Below are 18,105 nucleotides of genomic sequence, written 5' to 3' on the forward strand. Positions count from 1 at the left end.
GGCGCCGTGACCTCGGGCTCGCCGCGGGCCTTCTTCTGGGCGTTCAGCGCCGTGCGGATGAAGGTCAGCGCCGGGACGCCCGGGATCTCCAGCGGATACTGGAACGAGAGGAACACGCCCCTGGCCGCCCGCTCGTTCGGCTCCAGCGCCAGCAGGTCCTCGCCGTCCAGCGTGGCGGACCCCTGCGTGACCTCGTAGCCGTCACGGCCGGTCAGCACATAGCTCAGCGTCGACTTGCCCGCGCCGTTCGGCCCCATGATGGCGTGCACCTCGCCGGCGGGGATGTCGAGCGACAGCCCCTTGAGGATCTCGGCGCCGCCCACCTCGGCGTGCAGGTCTTTGACGGAAAGCATCTTCAGCGGGTCTCGTCGGCGAGGAAGTTGGCCATGACCTTGAGGGCGTCCTCGACGCTCTCGACGATCTCTTGCTTGCGGGGCGCCGTGGAGCCGGGGCTCGCGGTGCGCTTGTCGGACAGGGTCACGCTGGCCCGGCCGGCCTCGAAGTAGGCGGCGATGCGGAAGAGCGCGTGGTCCAGGGAGACCGTGTAGCGGCGCACGTCGGCGGTGAGCCCGCGGACGGCCAGGAAGTCCCCGTCGGCGCTCACGGCGGCATGCAGCGCCTGGGCCGACGCGAGATCGGCGGCCTGCTGCGCCCGCTCGGCCTCCTCGCGCGCCGCCCGTTCGGCGTCGCGACGCGCGAACTCGGTCTCGAAGGCGTCCTTCAGGGTCAGCGCCGGAGGCTTCCTCGTGGCCGCGGTCATCCGACGCTCCCTTCGAGGCTGATCGCCACCAGCTTCTGGGCTTCCACGGCGAACTCCATCGGCAGCTCCTGGAGGACGTCCTTCACGAAGCCGTTCACCAGCAGCTGCACCGCCTCTTCCTGCGAGAGGCCGCGTTGCATGGCGTAAAAGAGCTGGTCCTCGGACAGCCGCGTCGTGGTCGCCTCGTGCTCGAAGACCGTCTGGCCGTTGCGGGCCTCGACATAGGGCACGGTGTGGGCCGCGCAGTGCTTGCCGATCAGCAGGCTGTCGCACTGGGTGAAGTTGCGCGCGCCCTTGGCCTTGGGGTGGGCCGAGACGAGGCCGCGGTAGGTGTTGCTGCTCTTGCCCGCGCTGATGCCCTTCGAGATGATCCGCGAGCGGGTGTTGGCGCCCAGGTGGATCATCTTGGTGCCGGTGTCGGCCTGCTGGCGGCCGTTGGTGATGGCGATCGAGTAGAACTCGCCCGAGCTGCCCTCCCCGCGCAGGACGCACGAGGGGTACTTCCAGGTGATGGACGAGCCCGTCTCGACCTGGGTCCAGGACACCTTGGAGCGCGCCCCGCGGCAGTCGGCGCGCTTGGTGACGAAGTTGTAGATGCCGCCCTTGCCGGTCTCCGGGTCGCCCGGGTACCAGTTCTGGACGGTGGAGTACTTGATCTCGGCGTCGTCGAGCGTGACCAGTTCCACCACGGCGGCGTGGAGCTGGTTCTCGTCGCGCATCGGGGCCGTGCAGCCCTCCAGGTACGAGACGTAGGCGCCCTTGTCGGCGATGATCAGGGTGCGCTCGAACTGGCCGGAATTCTCGGCATTGATTCGGAAGTAGGTGGAGAGCTCCATCGGACAGCGCACGCCCGGCGGCACGTAGACGAAGCTGCCGTCCGAGAAGACCGCGCTGTTCAGGCAGGCGAAGTAGTTGTCGCTGACGGGGACCACCGAGCCCAGGTACTGGCGCACCAGGTCGCCGTGCTCGCGGATCGCCTCGCTCATGGAGCAGAAGATGACGCCGGCCTGGGCCAGCTCCTTCTTGAACGTGGTGACCACGCTGACGCTGTCGAACACCGCATCCACCGCATAGCGCGGCGCGCCCTCGACGCCGGCCAGCACTTCCTGTTCGCGGAGCGGGATGCCCAGCTTCTTGTAGGTCTCGAGCAGATCGGGATCGACCTCGTCCAGGCTCTTGGGGCCGGCCTTCGTCTTGGGGGCGGCGTAGTAGTAGCTGTCCTGGTAGTCGATGCGCGGGAAGCTGACCTTGGCCCAGTCGGGCTCCTCCAGCGCCAGCCAGCGCTCGAAGGCCTCCAGGCGCCACTGAAGCATCCACTCGGGCTCGTCCTTCTTGGCCGAGATGAAGCGGACGATGTCGGCGTTGAGCCCCTTGGGCGCGTACTCCTGGTCAATGTCGGTGACGAAGCCGTGCTTGTACTTCTCGAGCGCGGCGACGTGTTCGACGGTCTGCTTGACGGCGGCCATCAGGCGACTTCCTTCCGGCGCGCCGTGTGGCGGGCGTGGGCTTCGAGCCAGGCGTCCGCGAAGCGGTCCCACTCGGCGGCCGTGGAGCACCAGCCGCCGGAGACGCGGATGGCGCAGGGGGCGAGGTCCTCCAGGCCCATGGCCGTGAGCACCGGCGAGGCCTTCACCTTGCCCGACGAACAGGCCGAGCCGGCGCTGACCATGACGCTGGCCAGGTCGAGCGCCATGACCTGCAGGTCCGACGTCCACCCGGGCGCGGCGACGCAGAGGGTGTTGGGCAGGCGCGGCGCCGCCTCGCCGATCACCACGGCGCCGGTCGCCTTCAGGCGCTGGGCGGCCGCGTCGCGGAAGGCGGCCTGGCCGGCGAGGCCCTCGGCGGCGATCTCAGCCGCTGCGCCGAAGCCGCTGATACCGGGAAGATTCTCCGTTCCGCCGCGCCGGCCGCGCTCCTGCCCCCCGCCATGCTGGCGACGCGACAGGGTGGCGCGCGGGCCGAACGTGAGGGCGCCGACGCCCTGGGGCCCGCCGATCTTGTGAGCCGAGATCGAGAGCGTGTCGGCGCCGAGCGCGCGGCTGTCCACCGGGATCTTGCCGGCCGCCTGGATGGCGTCCACGTGCAGCCAGCCGTCGGCGGCGCGCACGATCGCGGAGGCCGCCTGCACAGGCTGGATCACGCCGGTCTCGTTGTTGGCCAGCATCAGGGCGACGAAGGGCTTTCCGTCGGCCGCGTCCCAGCGGCCCAGGCGCTCGCGCAGCCAGTCGAGGTCGGCGGTTCCGTCGCGGGTGACCGGCAGCGTCTCGACCGCGACGCCCGACGCGGCGGCGCCTTCACGGATGCTGTCGTGCTCGACGGCCGAGACGATCAGCCGCCTCGTGCCGGCGGCGACGGCGCTTTCCATCGCCAGGGCGTTGGCTTCGGTCCCGCCGCTCAGGAAGACGACGGTCGACGCCGGCGCGGCGATGAGGCGCGCCACCTGCTCGCGGGCCTGCTCCATAGCCGCGCGCGCGGCGCGGCCGGCGGCGTGGATCGACGAGGGATTGCCCACGGCTTCCATGGTCCGCGTCATGGCCGCGATCGCCTCGGGCCGGACCTTCGCCGTCGCGTTATGGTCCAGGTAGACGCTCATGCGGCCGCCTGCCGGTCGCGGCGAAGCCGGCCGCCGACCACGTCGGCCAGGCTGACCGAGGCCAGATAGTCCTCGATCCGGTCGCCCAGGTCGGCCCAGAGGTCGTGGGTGAGACAGCGCTCGCCGCGCACCATGCAGCCCTTGCCGGCGCCGCAGCGCGTGGCGCGCAGGGGCTCGTCCACGGCGTGGACGATCTCGGCGATGCTGGTGGCCGAGGCCTCGCGGGCGAGCCGATAGCCGCCGCCGGGGCCGCGGGCGCTCTTCACCAGCCCCTTGCGGCGGAGGCGGGCGAACAGCTGCTCGAGGTAGCTCAGCGAGATCTCCTGGCGCGCGGCGATGTCGGCCAGGGCCACCGCGCGGACCGCCTCGCTCTCGCGACGCGCCAGGTCGGCCATGGCCATCACGGCGTAGCGGCCTTTCGTGGAGAGACGCATGAGGATCGGCCCAATGCAGTTTTCGCGCGCATCCGGGACGTCCTATGTTATGAGCCCCGCGCCCTCGCGGGACCGGTCGCGCCGGATGGTTGCGACTTAGGAAGACCGAGTAGGGCAGTCAAGTATTCTGGGAAAGAGGATCGCATGCCTGAAGTGGTGCTGACGGGAGCGGCCGGCCGGATCGAGGGCCGCTACTCCCAGGGCAAGAGCGAGACGGCGCCGGTGGCGCTGATCCTGCACCCGCACCCCAAGGCCGGCGGCCAGATGAACAACCCCGTCGCCGTGCAGCTCTTCCACCTGTTCATGAAGCGTGGCTTCTCGGTGCTGCGGTTCAACTTCCGCGGCGTCGGCCGCAGCCAGGGCGAGTTCGACGGCGGCATCGGCGAGCTGGCCGACGCAGCCACCGCGCTGGACTGGCTCCAGTCCACCAACCCCGCCGCCTCGCAGTGCTGGGTCGCCGGCTACTCGTTCGGCGCGTGGGTGGGGATGCAGCTCCTGATGCGCCGGCCCGAGACGGACGGCTTCATCTCGGTGAGCCCGCCGACCAACGCCTACGACTTCAGCTTCCTGGCCCCCTGCCCCGCCTCGGGCCTGATCCTGCACGGCCAGAACGACACCGTCGTTCCGCCCATCGACGTGGAGCGCGTGGTCTCCAAGCTGCGCACCCAGAAGGGCATCGTCATCGACTACGACGTGGTCGACGGCGCGAGCCACTTCTGGATGGAGAACCTGCCGGACGTGGAAAGCCGCGTCGGGACTTACCTCGACAAGCGCCTGGCCGCCCAGCCCGCCTAGCGCGGGCCCGGGCGAGGCTGGCGCGGCCTCAGGCCGAGCGGGTCAGCCAGGCGGCGAAGTCCATCCACAGCGCCGGGCCCGTGAACGCCCAGGCCACCAGCACGTGCATCGCCGCCAGCGTGCCGGCGCTCACCAGCCAGGCCGGATGCACCCGGCGCTGATCGCGCCAGTCCAGCACGATCACCGCCGCGAGGATCGCCTCCACCACGAGGAACGACCCCATCGCCTGCCATTCCGGCACGCCCGCGGGCACGAACATCCGGCCGATGGCGGGTTGGGCGATCATGATGAAGGCCGCCAGCATCAGCCGCTGGTGGTGATCGCGGCGCGCCCGCAGGGTCAGGGCCAGGCCCACCAGGAACGCCAGGGCGATCATCCCCATCACCGGCAGCGCCATGAACCGCAGCGGCTCCGGCGAGGCGGGCGGCACGTGGCCCAGTTGGGCGGCGGTGATCGCGGTCGACAGGCCCAGGACCACCATGCCCCCGAACAGCATCGCGCCCGCCATGCCCAGCTGGCGATGCAGCCGCGGCCGGCCGGCGCCGATCAGCGACGCCTGCACGACGAAGAGCAGCGTCCATGCGGTGAACATCACGCCGTGCGCCATGGTCAGGGCCGACAGCGGCGGCGGCGCGTTGATCAGGCCCTTCAGGTAGTACGAGGGCGCGAAGCCCACGAAGATGAGCGCGGCCACCAGATAGGCGGTCCCGACGTAGAGCCGGGCCCCCGCGTCTGACCGGGCGCGGGCGCCGATCGCCTGTTGAGTCATGTTCCGTCCCCCTGTTCGTTGGGCGCAGAGTGTCACTAGGCTGCCGCAACGTGAAGCTTCGGGCGCCTGCGAGGGAACGATACGGCGATGACCCATCCGGCAGATGCGATCCGCGCCCGGCGCAAGCTGACCAACAAGCTGATCGCGGCCCACGAGGCGGCGCGCCTGCGGCCGTTCTTCGCGCCGGAGGCCAAGGTGATCGTGGGCGACGGCGGACTGATCCTGGGCGCCGACGAGGTCATCGCCGCCTTCGCCGCCCAGTTCGCGGAGCCGGGCTTCACCGCCTACGTCCGCGAGACCGAGGACGTGCAGCTGGACGCGGCCGGCGCGCGCGCCGCCGAGCGGGGCCGCTGGACGGTCAGGGACCGGGACCTCCGCGGGACCTACCTCGCCGTCTGGCGCAAGGTCACGGGACAGTGGGTGATCGAGAGCGAGCTCTACGTCACCCTGAGCTAGATCCTGCGCGACCGCGCCCGGTCCAGCGCGGCCGCGACCGCGGCGGCGAAGGCGGCTGACCGGCACGCGGCGCTGGGGTCGGGGGCAAGACCGCCGAGACGACCGCCTTCAGGCGTGGTCAGCCGCCAGGACCAGGCCTCCCCGGCGGCCGCGAGGGAGAGGCGGAAGCCGCCGGCCGTGGGTGTCGGGGACTCGTCCATGGCCCGAGTGTCCATCCCCGCCGTGCAGGGCCCGCCGGGAGCGCGATGGAGAATCCGTGCAGCGTCAGGCCGTGGCGCGCGGAAGGGTGACGCGGAACGTCGCCCCGGGACCGTCGACCAGTTCGACCCCGCCGTGGCTCGCCGCCAGGAGCGACCGGGCGATCGGCAGGCCGAGGCCGGTGCCCCCCTGGGCGCGGCGGCTGGTGAAGAACGGCTCGAACAGGCGCTCCCGGTCGGCGGCCGGGACGCCCGGCCCGTCGTCGGAGACGGTGACCACCGCGCGCTCGCCCTCGGCCGAGACCCGCACCGTGGCGACCGTGGCGCCGGCCTGGCGGGCGTTCTGCAGCAGGATCGTGACCACCGTCTCGAGCGTGGTGGCCGGCGCCGCCACCAGGGGCGCGTCGGGGGGCGTATCGAGCGTGACCGAGAACCCTTCGCCGGCCTGCGCGTCCGCCGCGCGCCGCAGCGGATCCCCGACCTCGGAGACGACGCCCGACTCCGGCAGCGCCATGTCGGCCCGCGCCAGGTCCAGCAACCGCGTCACCAGTTGCGACAGCCGTTCGCTGTCGCCGGCGATGTTGGCCAGGAAGCGCCGGCGCTCCACCGGCGACATGGTCTCGAAGTGGTCCTGCAGCAGTTCCACGGCGCCCGTGATGCCCGCGAGCGGCGTCTTGAACTCGTGGCTGACGGCGGCGGCGAAGTCGCGCAGGTAGCCGCTGCGGCGCTCGATGCGCTCGGCCATGGCGCGGAAGTCGGCATAGAGGTCGCGGATCTCGCGGGCCGCGGTCCTGGGGGTCGGCGGGATCTCGCCGCCCCCCGCCGCGACCTCCCGCGAGGCCGCCGAGAGCTTCTCGATCGGGCGGCTGACGCCGCGCGACACGAGCCCCGACAGCACCACCAGCACCAGGAAGATGAGCGCCGCGCCGAAGATGATCTTGCCGCGATCCTCGTAGAGGCCCCGGAACAGCGCCCGCGGCGAGCGGCTGAGCAGGAGCACGCCCTCCACCCGCCCGGCCACGACGATCGGGCGCGCGTGGTGCAGGCGGATGCCGGAGGCCTTCGAGAGCCACTCGAACGATGACTGCCGCGCGCCGAGGTCGCCGTTCACGCGCATCACGGTGTAGGGGCGGCCCGCGAGCGCCCAGCGGACCTCCGGGAGCGCGGAGTAGTCGCGCCCGAACCCCTGCCCGCTCACGCCGTAGCCGCGGCGGTCCAGCATGTAGACCGAGGCCAGGGTGGTCTGCAGCGTGCGCTCGACCACCGGGTTGATCCGGCGGGCCACGTAGACCGCATCGGGATCGAGGGCGTTGCGCGTCTTCCGCGCCCAGGGCCGCTCGGGGAGCACCTGGCCCAGATTGAGGTCGATGGTGGTGAACTCGGGCCGGTAGTAGCCGTCAGGCGGCTTCGCGGGCTTGGGCCGTGGCGGCGGCGCGCCGGGCCAGTTCACCGAGGCGACGGCGGCCAGCGCCGCGCCCTGGGCGACGAGCTCGGCCTCGGTCTGGCGCACCAGGGTGTTCTCGTAGACGCGCAGGTAGAGGGCCGCGAGGCCGGGCATTGCGGCGGCGAACAGGAGCACCGCGAACAGGATCCAGCGCAGCCGCAGCGAGGGCCACCATCGACCGACCCAGTCCTTGAAGGCCTCGATCACCGCGGGGTCGTCATGCGGCCGGCCCGCCCTGGCACGCGCCCAGCCGGTAGCCGACGCCGGCGCGGGTCTCGACCACATCGTGGGCGCCGAGCGCCGCGAACTTGCCCCGCAGGTTGCGCACGTGGCTGTCGATGGTGCGGTCGGTGATGGCGAAGCCCGGGCCGTGCAGCCGGTCGATGATGGCGTCGCGGGTGAAGACCCGGGCCGGCGCGCCCAGCAGGATCTTGAGGATGCCGAACTCGGTGACCGTCAGGCCCACCTCGTCCTCGTTCCAGCGCGCGACCCAGCTCTCCGGATCCAGCGTCAGGCGGCCGTGCACGATCGGCGCATCGGCCTTGGCGGCAGGCGGCGCGGCGCGCGCGCGGCGCAGGATGGCCTGCACGCGGGCGACCACCTCGCGGGGGCTGAAGGGCTTGGTCACATAGTCGTCGCCGCCCAGCTCGATGCCGAGGACCCGGTCGATCTCGTCGTCGCGGGAGGACAGGAACAGGATCGGCAGGTCGCCCTGCGCCCGGAGCCGCCGGCACACCTCGAGGCCGTCGAGCTTGGGCATGTTGATGTCCAGCACCACGAGGTCGGGCGCGGCCTTCGAGACCTGGGCGAGCGCCGCCTCGCCGTCCTCGGCCTCGCGCGCGGTGAGGCCCGCCTTCTCGAGCGCGAAGACCAGGAGCTGGCGGATGTGCGGATCGTCGTCGACGACGAGGACCTGGGGCATGAAGGTCATGTTCTCGGGTTCGCGTTCGAGGTCAATGCGGCGGTCCGGACGGCGCCCGGACGACGACCAGCCTATGGCCGCGTTGCGGCCCCTGGCTTGGAGGCCGCGTGGGCAGGCCGACCCGTTGACGTGCAGATCCGGTGCAGACGCCCTCAGCCCAGCGGCAGGCTGTAGGCGACCGGCGCGCCGGGGCCTACCGGGATGCCCAGGGCCACCCACAGGATCGTGAGCGCCATGCCGCCCACGTACAGCGCCGCGGCAAGCGGCAGGAGAAGGGCCAGCATGGTCCCCTGCCCCACCTGCGGCATCCAGCGTCTCGCGTAGGTGAGGGTGAGCACGAAGTAGGGGTTCATCGGGGAGATCAGGTTCGTGACCACGTCGCCGATGCGGTACGCCGCCGTGGTCATCTCGGGCGAGATGTCGAGCAGCATCAGCATCGGCACCGCCACGGGCGCGACCGCGCTCCACTTGGCCGACGCCGAGGCGATCAGGAAGTCGAGCCAGGCCGACATGGTGGTCAGGACCGGCAGCAGGATCGCCGGCGACGCGTTCATCGCGCGCAGCTGCTCCGCGCCGGCGATGGCGGTGATCGGGCCCAGGTTCGACCAGCCGAACATGGCGACGAAGTGCGCCGCGAAGAACATCAGCACGAGGTACGGGATGAACGGCTCGAGTCCGCGCACCATCAGCTCCACCACGTCCCGGTGCGAGCGCACCAGTCCGACCGCCGCGCCGTAGACCCAGCCGCAGACGAAGAACAGCAGGGCGAGCCCGCCCGCGAGGCTCCGATAGAACGGCAGGAGACGCTGGGCCGGGGACGACGCCTCGTCGTAAAGGGGGGTGTAGCCGGGCCAGGTCGTGAGCGCCGCGAACAGGCCGGCCACCAGCAGCGCCGCCACGCCCGCCGCCGCGAGGCCCCGCCGCTCGTCCGCCGACAGGGGCTCGTTGGGCGCCGCACCGCCCTCGCCCGACCACGCGCCGAGCCGGGGCCCCAGCACCCGATCGAACAGCGTCCAGGCGATCGCGGTGAACAGCACGGCCTGGGCCGCGCTGAACCACCAGTTGCCCAGCGGGTTCATCGTCCAGTCCGGCGCGAGGAGGCGCGCGCCCGTCTCGGTGATGCTGAGCAGCAGCACGTCCACCTGGCCGGGAAAGAGATTGCCGGAAAGGCCGACGGCGGCGCCCGAGAAGCCGACGAGAACGCCCAGCGCCGGATTGCGCCCGCCCGCGGCGAACACCAGGCCGGCCAGCGGCACGTAGACCAGGAAGCCGGCGTCGACCGTGTGGCACGAGAGCACGCCGACCAGGAAGACCACCGGCGTCATCACCGGCCGGGCGACCCGGGCGAGGCTCGCGCGGATGAGCGCCGCCATGAGGCCGCTGCGCTCGGCCACCACCGCGCCGAGCATGATCGTGATCGCGATCCCGAAGGGCGTGAAGCCGGTGTAGGTCCGGGGCATCTCGACCAGCAGCCGCTGCACGTTGGCCTCGGACAGCAGGTTCTGGACGACCAGGCGCTCGCCCGTGACCGGGTTCACGGCGGACCAGCCCTGCGCCGCCCCGACGCCCGAGAGGACCACCAGGATGGCGATCAGGCCGAGGAAGATGAAGATGGGGTCCGGCAGCGCGTTGCCGAACCGCTCGACAGCGTCGAGCAGTCGGCTTCCTCGTCGCCCCGGCTGACGGTCGGACTGCCCCACGCGGCGAAGCGACCACGCCCCATCGGCATGGTCAAGCTTCCCGCATCGGGTGGATCAGGTGTTGAGTTCGAGGCCCTTCAGGCCGCCCTCGGCGCGCCAGTCTTCGAGCACCTTGGCGAAGGCCACCGGCCCCGCGCCGTAGGAGGTGTTCTTCTTGTTCATGAGCTCCACCTTCCCCTCGTTGTTGTAGTAGCCGGGGGTGCATTCCTTGAGGAAGGCGTCGCGCATCACCGAGAGCTTGACGATGGTGTCGACCCAGGCCGCTTCGGCCTCGGCCGAGGCTTCCAGGGTGCGCACCTGCCGGTCCACCGCGTGCCGGACGATGTAGGCGAGATGCTGCGCCTGCTCGTTCAGCATGTGCGGGAAGTTGGCCGAGAAGCCCGACTGTCCGGTGGAGACCACGAACAGGTTCGGGAAGCCGCGGACGTGGAAGCCGTGGAAGGTCTCCATGCCGTTCGCCCACTTGCCCGACAGCGTCTGCCCGTCCTTGCCGTAGACCTGGTAGCCGGCGCGGCGGGCGTAGTCGGTGCCCACCTCGAACCCGGTGGCGTAGATCAGGCAGTCGACCTCGAACTCCTGGCCGTTGGCGACGACGCCGGTCTCGGTGATCCGCTCGACGCCGCGGCCCTGCGTGTCGATCAGGTGCACGTTGGGCCGGTTGAAGGTGGCCAGGTACTCGTCGTGGAAGCACGGCCGCTTGCAGAACTGGTTGTACCAGGGCTTCAGGGCCTCGGCGACGGCGGGGTCCCTGACCTCCTGGTCCACGCGGGCCCGCACCTGCTCCATCTTCTTGAAGTCGGCCAGCTGCATGAGCGCGGCGGGGTTCTCCACCGGCTCGCCCCGCTCGGCCTTGCGGCGCGCGAGCAGCAGGATGTTGCCGATGATGTCGGTCCAGCCGTCGTTGACCAGGTCCTCCTCGGCGAAGCCGCCCGAGACCAGGATGTTGAAGTTGTCCATCCGGTGCTGGTGCCAGCCCGGCTTCAGGCTCGCGGCCCAGTTCGGGTCGGTGGGCCGGTCGTTGCGCACGTCGATCGACGAGGGCGTGCGCTGGAAGACGTAGAGCTCCTTCGCCCACTCGCCCAGGTGCGGCACGCACTGCACGGCGGTGGCGCCGGTGCCGATGATGCCGACGCGCTTGTCCTTCAGCTTCGTCAGCCCGCCCAGCGAGTCGCCGCCGGTGTAGTCGTAGTCCCAGCGGCTGGTGTGGAAGCTGTGGCGCTTGAAGCCCTCGACCCCCGGGATCCCCGGCAGCTTGGGCCGATGCAGCGGACCGTTGGCCATGATCACGAACTTCGCCCGCATGGCGTCGCCGCGGTTCGTCTCGATGATCCAGCGCGCGGCGTCGGCGTCCCAGCGGACGGCCTTGACCTCGGTCTGCAGGCAGGCGTTGCGGTAGAGGTCGTACTTCTCCGCGATCTTGCGGCTGTACTGCATGATCTCCGGCGCGCGCGAGTACTTGCGCTCGGGCATGAAGCCCACCTCCTCCAGCAGCGGGAGGTAGACGTAGCTCTCGATGTCGCAGGCCGCGCCCGGGTAGCGGTTCCAGTACCAGGTGCCGCCGAAGTCGCCGCCCTTCTCGATGATGCGCAGGTCCTGCAGCCCCGCCTCGCGAAGGCGCGCGCCGGCCAGCAGGCCGCCGAACCCGCCGCCGATGATCACCACCTCGGTGTCGTCGGTGAGCGGCTCGCGCGTGAAGCCCGCGGGGACGTAGGGGTCCTCGAGGTAGTGGGCGAACTGCCCCGCCATCTCGACGTACTGCTCGTTGCCTTCGGCCCGGACGCGCTTGTCGCGTTCGGCGCGATACCTCGCCGCCAGGGCGTTCGGATCGAAGCCCAGGTCGTCGCCGCCCGTGATCTCCGGCTTGTCGTCCGCCATCACGTCCTCCCGCTTGTGTTATCAGCGTTCAGCGTGCCGAACAGGCGTTCGAACCGCAAGCGTGACGTGGGGTCACGGCCGAACGAGCCTGCCGCCCGTCATCGGCCGCGGAACGCCCGTCGTCGCCGGGAACGAGATCGGCAGGCCCCGGTGGGCGCGGGCCGCGAGATAGGCGATCGCCTCGGCTTCGATCGCATCGCCCCGCCAGCCGTGATCCTCCGCCGGCCGGACCGGCGCCGGGAGCCGCTCGGCCAGCGCCCGCATGATCTCGGGGTTGTTCCGGCCGCCGCCCGTCACGATCACTTCCCGCGGCGCGGCGCCCAGCGCCTCGAACCCGCGCTTCACGGCCTCGGCGGTGAAGGCGACCAGGGTGGCCGCGGCGTCCTCGAGCTGCAGCGGCTCCAGCGGCTCCAGCGAGAAGGCGTGGCGGTCGAGCGACTTGGGCGGGGGCGCGGTGAAGTAGGGGTGCGCCAGCAGCCCCCTGACCACGGCCTCGTCGACACGGCCCACGCTGGCGTACTTGCCCCCGGCGTCGTAGCGGCCGGCGCCCCTTCGCTGGACCAGCAGGTCCAGCATGCCGTTGCCGGGACCGGTGTCGAAGGCGGTGAGCTCGTCCCCGCCGGTCCACAGCGTGACGTTGGCCACCCCGCCGAGGTTCAGCACCGCCAGCGGCGGCTCCAGGCCCGACGCCTTCATCCGGGCGAGGTGGTAGACCGGCGCGAGCGGCGCGCCCTCCCCGCCCGCGGCGACGTCGGCCGAGCGGAAATCGTGGACGACGGTCCGGCCGCACAGCCTGGCGAGCAGCGCCGCGTCGCCGAGCTGCACGCTTCGCCCCAGCCCGCCGGGCTCCGGCCGCTCGTGCAGGACCGTCTGGCCGTGCATGCCGACGAGGTCGAAGTCGGGCCACGAGAGATCCGCCGCCTGCAGGAACGCCTCCGCGGCGGCGAAGTGCTCCTCGGCGATCATCTCGGCGGCGTGCACGAAGATGGGGGGCTCGGGGCGGCCGCGCTCCCAGGCCAGCGCCTGCTGGGTGGCCTCCAGCACCACGTTGCGCGTGGCGTCGCTCAGCTTGCGTTCGCCCGCCGGCCCGAAGCTGAGGATCTTCTCGCCGTCCGTGTCGAGCACCGCCATGTCGACGGCGTCGAGGGAGGTCCCCGTCATGAATCCCAGCACCAGCATGGCGACTTGACTGCCACGAGCCCGGCCGCGTAGCTAGCCGCCATGATCGGACGCACCGACCGCTTCGGCCGTTATTACCGCCTGCCCTCGTAGCAGGCGTCCGATCCCACGCGCCTGCCCTTCGGCCGGCGCCGCTTCGCAAGTCTCCCCGCGACCGCCGGCTTCAACCTTCACCGGAGCCTGCCATGTCCCTCGATATCCCCGGTCGCCCTGTGCTAGACGCCGCCGCGCCCGATCACGAGATGTCCCGAATGCCCGAGCCCGCGTTCAAGTCCGAGTTCCTGCGCGTGCTGCAGGCCCGCGGCTACATCCATCAGATCACCCACCCGGCCGAGCTGGACGAGGCCGCAGGCAGCGGCGTCGTCACCGCCTACATCGGGTTCGACGCGACGGCGCCGTCCCTGCACGTGGGCTCGCTGATCCAGATCATGATGCTGCGCCGCCTGCAGCAGGCCGGCCACAAGCCGATCGTGCTGATGGGTGGAGGCACCACCAAGATCGGCGACCCGACCGACAAGGACCAGTCGCGGCCCCTGCTCAGCCACGAGCAGATCCAGGCGAACATCGCCTCGATCAAGACCGTGTTCGCCAAGTTCCTGAGCTTCGGCGACGGACCGACGGACGCCATCATGGTCGACAACGACGAGTGGCTCTCCCGCTTCGGCTACGTGGAGTTCCTGCGCGACTACGGCGTGCACTTCACGGTCAACCGCATGCTGGCGTTCGACAGCGTCAAGGCGCGGCTCGAGCGCGAGCAGCCGATGACGTTCCTCGAGTTCAACTACATGCTGATGCAGTCGGTGGACTTCCTCGAGCTGGAACGCCGCCACGGCTGCCTGCTGCAGATGGGCGGCTCGGACCAGTGGGGCAACATCCTGAACGGCGTGGAGCTGATCCGCCGCGTCGACCAGAAGCCGGCCTTCGGGCTGACGACGCCGCTGCTCTCGACCGCCTCGGGCGCGAAGATGGGCAAGACCGCCGCCGGCGCCGTCTGGCTGAACGCCGACATGCGCAGCCCCTACGACTACTGGCAGTTCTGGCGGAACACCGAGGACGCCGACGTGGGCCGCTTCCTGCGGCTGTTCACCGACCTGCCGCTGGACGAGATCGCCCGGCTGGAGGCGCTGCAGGGCGCGGAGATCAACGACGCCAAGAAGGTGCTCGCGGGCGAGGCCACGCGGATGCTGCACGGCGCCGCCGAGGCCGAGAAGGCCGCGGCCGCCGCCCAGGCCGCGTTCGAGGAGGGCGGCCTCTCCGCGGACCTGCCCACGCACGAGACGCCGCGCGCCGACCTCGAGGCCGGCGTCCAGCTGGCCGACCTGGCCGTCGCGGCGGGGCTGGCCGGCTCTAAGGGCGAGGCGCGCCGCCTGGCCCAGGGCGGCGGCCTGCGGGTGAACGATCGGCCCGAACCGGACGCCAACCGCCTCGTCACCGCCGCCGACCTCGCCGGGGGCGTGGTCAAGCTCGCGGCCGGCAAGAAGAAGATCGTGCTCGTGAAGCCCGTCTGAGGAGTGGAGCCATGACGACCGTGACCGAAGGCGCCGCAGCGCCCGATTTCGACCTGGAGACGCCCGACGGACGCGTGAAGCTCGCCGACTTCGCGGGCAGGACCCTGGTGCTCTACTTCTATCCCAAGGACGACACCTCGGGCTGCACGAAGGAGGCGCAGGACTTCACGGCCCTGGCGCCCGAGTTCGCCAAGGCGGGCGTGACGGTGATCGGGGTCTCCAAGGACTCCATCGCCGCGCACCGGAAGTTCGCCGCCAAGTACGACCTCGGCGTGACGCTGGCGTCCGACCCGGACGGCGAGACCATCGCGCGCTACGGGTCCTGGGTGGAGAAGAGCCTCTACGGCCGCAAGTACATGGGCATCGACCGCTCCACCTTCCTCATCCGGGACGGCAAGACGGCGAAGGTCTGGCGCAAGGTGAAGGTGCCGAACCACGCCCAGGCGGTCCTGGACGCCGCCAGGGGCCTCTGAGCCGCGTTTCCGCTTATCGATGTCAACCTGGCGGCATCTTGACGCTTTGCGCCCAAAGCGGTCCCGAAGCGGGTTGCCTGTCGCGGAAAAGTCATCGCATATCGCGCGGGTTCGGGGTCGGGGACTTCTAGCAGAACGCATGGAACGTCTGGCGAAGCTCAAGCGCGCGCTCGTCGAGCTGTTTCCGGAACGGCACCTCTATGTGCGGTCCGGCGGGGCGATGAAGGCCTTCGTCCTCACCACCCGCAAGCAGATGCTCATCGCCGCCGGCGTCGCGGGCGGCGCCCTCTGGATGGGCGTGAGCACGGCCGCCATGCTGGTCAACCTGCTCTCGGCCTCGGCCGCGGATCGCGAGATCGCCCAGCTCAAGGCGCAGTCCGAACGCTATGTGGCGGATCGCCAGGCCCGGCTCGACAGCGCCATGGCGCGCCTGAACGCCGCGTCGGGCTCCAGCGCCGACCTGGCGGCGGAGATCGAGAAGCGCCACGCGGCGCTCGCCATGCTGCTCACCGACATCAAGGGCGCGCCCGGCGCGGCCGAGGCGCTGACGCCGGCGATCAACCGCGCGCTCGCCGCCCAGGACGCGAGCCCCGTGCGGCGCGTGGAGATGGTGCGCATCGGCCAGGAGCAGCTGCTCGAGGCCGCCGACAGCTTCGCCAAGGGCCGCGCCGACCGGCTGCGCCTCGCCTTCCGGATGGCCGGCCTCTCGCCGTCCAGCTTCACCGACCGCAGCGGCTCGCTGGGCGGTCCGCTGATCGATTCCAAGGACCCGCGCGCCCTGGCGGCCGTCCTGGACGTCGACGAGGATTTCGCCGTGCGCATCCAGCGGGCGGCGCGCGACCTCAACGAATCCAAGCAGCTCGCCAACGCGGCCCAGGACCTGCCGATCGGGCGACCGACCGCGTCCGGCGCCCAGACCAGCGGCTTCGGCGTGCGGCTCGATCCCTTCACCCGCCGGCCGGCCTATCACTCGGGCCTCGACTTCAACGGCGGCCATGCGCAGCCGATCTTCGCGACGGGCCCCGGGGTCGTGTCCTTCACCGGCCAGCGGTCCGGCTACGGCAACGTGGTGGAGATCGACCACGGCCGCGGCCTGAAGACCCGCTACGCCCACCTGTCCGGCTTCTCGGTTCGCCCTGGCCAGCGCGTGGGCGTCGGCCAGCGGATCGCCGCCATGGGATCCACGGGACGCTCGACAGGAACGCACCTTCACTATGAAGTGTGGGTCAACGGCCGGGCCCAGAACCCCAGCCGGTTCCTGAAGGCGGGGCAATATGTTCAGCAAGAGCACTAGGGACGCCGCACCCGACCTGCCCGCGGCGCGCAAGCCCGAGCCGGCGTCGCTGATCGCCGAGGGCGTCCGCATCGTCGGTAACCTGGAAACCCGGGGCGACCTCCACCTCGACGGCGCCCTGGAGGGCGACCTGCGCGTCGGCCTGCTGACGATCGGCGAGCCGGGCAGCGTCACCGGCGCGATCCATGCCGACGCCGTCGAGATCCGGGGGCGCGTCACCGGCGTCATCTGCGCGCGCCGCGTGAAGCTGTGGGCCACGGCCCGCGTGGACGGCGACATCAGCCACACCGAGCTTGCCGTCGAGGCCGGCGCGCACTTCGAGGGCCGCAGCCTGGCGCTCGTGCCGCCCGCCGAGGAAGCCCCGGCCCTCAGCGTCGTCGCCGCCGAGTAGCCTCCCCTTCCCTTCCTTTCCCGCGAAGCGGGAGAGGGGGACCGCTCCCCGAGCGCAGCGAAGAGCGAGCGGTGGAGCGGGCAAGCCACACCGTGTGACGTCAGTCCGGCCCGGTCGATCGGCCGCGTCGGCCGCTCCCCTTCCCGCGCAGCGGGAAGGGCTTACTCCCGCGTCGCGCCGACGCGCTGGGCCAGGGCGGCGCCCATGAACTGGTCGAGGTCGCCGTCCAGGACGCCCTGGGTGTCGCTGGTCTCCACCTCGGTGCGCAGGTCCTTCACCATCTGGTACGGCTGCAGGACGTAGCTGCGGATCTGGTGGCCCCAGCCGATGTCGGTCTTCTGGTCCTCGAGCGCCTGCTGCGCCGCCTCGCGCTTCTCCAGCTCGGCCTCGTAGAGGCGCGCCTTCAGCATCTTCCAGGCCTGGTCGCGGTTCTGGTGCTGCGAACGCTGGTTCTGGCAGGCCACCACGATGCCCGTGGGGATGTGCGTCAGGCGCACCGCCGAGTCCGTCTTGTTCACGTGCTGCCCGCCGGCGCCCGAGGCGCGGTAGGTGTCGGTGCGCACGTCCGCGGGATTGATCTCGATCTCGATGGTGTCGTCCACCACCGGATAGACCCAGACCGACGCGAACGAGGTATGCCGCTTGGCCGCCGCATCGAACGGCGAGATCCGCACCAGGCGGTGCACCCCGCCCTCCGTCTTCAGCCAGCCGTAGGCGTTCGTGCCCTTCACCTGCAGGGTCACCGACTTGATCCCCGCCTGCTCGCCCGACGTCTCCTCAAGGAACTCCACCTCCATCCCGTGGGCGTGCGCCCAGCGGGTGTACATGCGCAGCAGCATGCCGGCCCAGTCGTTGGACTCGGTGCCGCCAGCGCCGGAGTTGATTTCCACGAACGCGTCGTTGCCGTCCGCCTCGCCCGACAGCAGCGCCTCGAGCTCGGCCCGGGCGGCCCGCTCCTTGATCTCCTTCAGCTGCGCGCGCGCCTCCTCGAGGCTGGCCTCGTCGCCTTCCTCGTCGGCCAGTTCGGCGTAGCCCAGCGCGTCCTCGAGGTCGCTCTGCAGCGACTGCACCGCGCCGACCGACGCGGCCAGCCGCGAACGGTCGCGGCTCACGGCCTGCGCCTCGGCCGGGTTGTCCCAGAGAGTCGGGTCCTCGACCCGTGCGTTCAGTTCATCGAGTTTGCGAAGCGCGACATCCCAGTCAAAGACGCCTCCTGAGCAGTTCGATCGACTGCTCGATGTCGGCCTTGGCGGCCTCGACATCCGCTCTCATGGAGAGAACTCCCAAAAACCAGAGCCGCGGGCTCTAGCCTGCG

General features: G+C 71.2%; 19 protein-coding genes. 6 read left to right on the forward strand and 13 right to left on the reverse strand.

Translation table 11 applies throughout. From position 1 onward, the window contains the following. The 5 genes from JNK30_RS16015 to JNK30_RS16035 form a co-directional block, all read right to left on the reverse strand. On the reverse strand, positions 1-353 hold a 353-nt coding region (locus JNK30_RS16015), incomplete at its 3' end, for an ATP-binding cassette domain-containing protein (RefSeq protein ID WP_293483653.1). 2 nt (positions 354-355) lie between these two features. Beyond that, the gene (locus JNK30_RS16020) at positions 356-760 is read right to left on the reverse strand and encodes a hypothetical protein (protein ID WP_293483655.1); all 405 of its coding nucleotides are present in this window, start codon (positions 758-760) and stop codon (positions 356-358) included. Beyond that, positions 757-2,226: a Fe-S cluster assembly protein SufB gene (gene sufB / locus JNK30_RS16025; RefSeq protein ID WP_293483657.1), complete on the reverse strand. Its 1,470-nt coding sequence runs from the start codon at positions 2,224-2,226 to the stop codon at positions 757-759. Before sufB ends, JNK30_RS16020 begins: the two co-directional genes overlap by 4 nt. Continuing rightward, entirely contained in the window at positions 2,226-3,353 is a 1,128-nt protein-coding gene (locus JNK30_RS16030; RefSeq protein WP_293483659.1) for a cysteine desulfurase family protein, read from the reverse strand. Before JNK30_RS16030 ends, sufB begins: the two co-directional genes overlap by 1 nt. Beyond that, complete coding sequence (locus tag JNK30_RS16035) at positions 3,350-3,787, reverse strand: Rrf2 family transcriptional regulator (RefSeq protein WP_293483661.1); 438 nt, start codon at positions 3,785-3,787, stop codon at positions 3,350-3,352. Before JNK30_RS16035 ends, JNK30_RS16030 begins: the two co-directional genes overlap by 4 nt. Before the next feature lie 144 nt (positions 3,788-3,931). Between JNK30_RS16035 and JNK30_RS16040 the strand changes: the two genes are divergently transcribed. Next, a complete protein-coding gene (locus JNK30_RS16040; RefSeq protein WP_293483663.1) occupies positions 3,932-4,582 on the forward strand; it encodes an alpha/beta hydrolase in 651 nt (216 codons plus the stop codon). 28 nt (positions 4,583-4,610) lie between these two features. On the opposite strand, the gene JNK30_RS16045 is transcribed toward JNK30_RS16040, so the two are convergent. Further along, the gene (locus JNK30_RS16045; RefSeq protein WP_293483665.1) at positions 4,611-5,351 is read right to left on the reverse strand and encodes a hypothetical protein; all 741 of its coding nucleotides are present in this window, start codon (positions 5,349-5,351) and stop codon (positions 4,611-4,613) included. Between the two features lie 87 nt (positions 5,352-5,438). On the opposite strand from JNK30_RS16045, the gene JNK30_RS16050 reads away from it, so the two are divergent. Further along, entirely contained in the window at positions 5,439-5,807 is a 369-nt protein-coding gene (locus JNK30_RS16050) for a nuclear transport factor 2 family protein (RefSeq protein WP_293483667.1), read from the forward strand. Here the strand turns inward: JNK30_RS16050 and JNK30_RS16055 are convergent. The 6 genes from JNK30_RS16055 to JNK30_RS16080 all read right to left on the reverse strand — a co-directional run bounded on the left by JNK30_RS16055 (position 5,804) and on the right by JNK30_RS16080 (position 13,124). Beyond that, on the reverse strand, positions 5,804-6,007 hold the full coding sequence (locus JNK30_RS16055; RefSeq protein WP_293483669.1) for a hypothetical protein: 204 nt from the start codon (positions 6,005-6,007) through the stop codon (positions 5,804-5,806). The genes JNK30_RS16050 and JNK30_RS16055 overlap by 4 nt on opposite strands. Before the next feature lie 64 nt (positions 6,008-6,071). After that, a complete protein-coding gene (locus tag JNK30_RS16060) occupies positions 6,072-7,655 on the reverse strand; it encodes a HAMP domain-containing sensor histidine kinase (RefSeq protein WP_293483671.1) in 1,584 nt (527 codons plus the stop codon). A 10-nt stretch (positions 7,656-7,665) separates the two neighbouring features. Continuing rightward, positions 7,666-8,370 carry a response regulator transcription factor gene (locus tag JNK30_RS16065; protein WP_293483673.1) on the reverse strand — a complete coding sequence of 235 codons (705 nt, stop codon included), beginning with the start codon at positions 8,368-8,370 and terminating at the stop codon, positions 7,666-7,668. A 152-nt stretch (positions 8,371-8,522) separates the two neighbouring features. Further along, positions 8,523-10,070, reverse strand: a complete 1,548-nt coding sequence (locus tag JNK30_RS16070; RefSeq protein ID WP_293483675.1) for an AbgT family transporter — start codon at positions 10,068-10,070, stop codon at positions 8,523-8,525. A gap of 54 nt (positions 10,071-10,124) precedes the next feature. Further along, positions 10,125-11,945: an NAD(P)/FAD-dependent oxidoreductase gene (locus tag JNK30_RS16075; RefSeq protein WP_293483676.1), complete on the reverse strand. Its 1,821-nt coding sequence runs from the start codon at positions 11,943-11,945 to the stop codon at positions 10,125-10,127. A 72-nt stretch (positions 11,946-12,017) separates the two neighbouring features. Then, positions 12,018-13,124, reverse strand: a complete 1,107-nt coding sequence (locus JNK30_RS16080; RefSeq protein WP_293483677.1) for an anhydro-N-acetylmuramic acid kinase — start codon at positions 13,122-13,124, stop codon at positions 12,018-12,020. A gap of 242 nt (positions 13,125-13,366) precedes the next feature. Between JNK30_RS16080 and tyrS the strand changes: the two genes are divergently transcribed. The 4 genes from tyrS to JNK30_RS16100 all read left to right on the forward strand — a co-directional run bounded on the left by tyrS (position 13,367) and on the right by JNK30_RS16100 (position 16,790). Beyond that, the gene (gene tyrS / locus JNK30_RS16085; protein WP_293483684.1) at positions 13,367-14,632 is read left to right on the forward strand and encodes a tyrosine--tRNA ligase; all 1,266 of its coding nucleotides are present in this window, start codon (positions 13,367-13,369) and stop codon (positions 14,630-14,632) included. Positions 14,633-14,643: 11 nt separating this feature from the next. Then, complete coding sequence (locus JNK30_RS16090; protein WP_293483678.1) at positions 14,644-15,105, forward strand: peroxiredoxin; 462 nt, start codon at positions 14,644-14,646, stop codon at positions 15,103-15,105. A gap of 139 nt (positions 15,106-15,244) precedes the next feature. Next, the gene (locus JNK30_RS16095; RefSeq protein WP_293483679.1) at positions 15,245-16,399 is read left to right on the forward strand and encodes a M23 family metallopeptidase; all 1,155 of its coding nucleotides are present in this window, start codon (positions 15,245-15,247) and stop codon (positions 16,397-16,399) included. Continuing rightward, a complete protein-coding gene (locus JNK30_RS16100; protein WP_293483680.1) occupies positions 16,380-16,790 on the forward strand; it encodes a polymer-forming cytoskeletal protein in 411 nt (136 codons plus the stop codon). The genes JNK30_RS16095 and JNK30_RS16100 overlap by 20 nt, the downstream gene beginning before the upstream one ends. A gap of 161 nt (positions 16,791-16,951) precedes the next feature. On the opposite strand, the gene prfB is transcribed toward JNK30_RS16100, so the two are convergent. After that, a protein-coding gene (prfB, locus tag JNK30_RS16105; RefSeq protein WP_293483682.1) for a peptide chain release factor 2 occupies positions 16,952-18,062 on the reverse strand; the annotation gives its coding sequence in 2 pieces (ribosomal slippage) (positions 16,952-17,992 and positions 17,994-18,062; 1,110 coding nt in all). Positions 18,063-18,105 lie beyond the last annotated feature (43 nt).

Origin of the sequence: Phenylobacterium sp., assembly GCF_016793225.1 — a bacterium.
In the GTDB taxonomy this organism is placed as follows: Bacteria; Pseudomonadota; Alphaproteobacteria; order Caulobacterales; family Caulobacteraceae; genus Phenylobacterium.

Bases quoted from the DNA above. Each gene is read 5' to 3' on its own strand.
- JNK30_RS16040 (WP_293483663.1), top strand. From the start codon at position 3,932: ATGCCTGAAGTGGTGCTGACGGGAGCGGCCGGCCGGATCGAGGGCCGC.
- JNK30_RS16095 (WP_293483679.1), top strand. From the start codon at position 15,245: ATGGAACGTCTGGCGAAGCTCAAGCGCGCGCTCGTCGAGCTGTTTCCG.
- JNK30_RS16045 (WP_293483665.1), bottom strand. From the start codon at position 5,351: ATGACTCAACAGGCGATCGGCGCCCGCGCCCGGTCAGACGCGGGGGCC.
- sufB (WP_293483657.1), bottom strand. From the start codon at position 2,226: ATGGCCGCCGTCAAGCAGACCGTCGAACACGTCGCCGCGCTCGAGAAG.
- JNK30_RS16020 (WP_293483655.1), bottom strand. From the start codon at position 760: ATGACCGCGGCCACGAGGAAGCCTCCGGCGCTGACCCTGAAGGACGCC.
- JNK30_RS16075 (WP_293483676.1), bottom strand. From the start codon at position 11,945: ATGGCGGACGACAAGCCGGAGATCACGGGCGGCGACGACCTGGGCTTC.
- JNK30_RS16080 (WP_293483677.1), bottom strand. From the start codon at position 13,124: ATGCTGGTGCTGGGATTCATGACGGGGACCTCCCTCGACGCCGTCGAC.
- JNK30_RS16050 (WP_293483667.1), top strand. From the start codon at position 5,439: ATGACCCATCCGGCAGATGCGATCCGCGCCCGGCGCAAGCTGACCAAC.
- JNK30_RS16065 (WP_293483673.1), bottom strand. From the start codon at position 8,370: ATGCCCCAGGTCCTCGTCGTCGACGACGATCCGCACATCCGCCAGCTC.
- JNK30_RS16055 (WP_293483669.1), bottom strand. From the start codon at position 6,007: ATGGACGAGTCCCCGACACCCACGGCCGGCGGCTTCCGCCTCTCCCTC.
- JNK30_RS16035 (WP_293483661.1), bottom strand. From the start codon at position 3,787: ATGCGTCTCTCCACGAAAGGCCGCTACGCCGTGATGGCCATGGCCGAC.
- JNK30_RS16030 (WP_293483659.1), bottom strand. From the start codon at position 3,353: ATGAGCGTCTACCTGGACCATAACGCGACGGCGAAGGTCCGGCCCGAG.
- tyrS (WP_293483684.1), top strand. From the start codon at position 13,367: ATGTCCCGAATGCCCGAGCCCGCGTTCAAGTCCGAGTTCCTGCGCGTG.
- JNK30_RS16100 (WP_293483680.1), top strand. From the start codon at position 16,380: ATGTTCAGCAAGAGCACTAGGGACGCCGCACCCGACCTGCCCGCGGCG.
- JNK30_RS16090 (WP_293483678.1), top strand. From the start codon at position 14,644: ATGACGACCGTGACCGAAGGCGCCGCAGCGCCCGATTTCGACCTGGAG.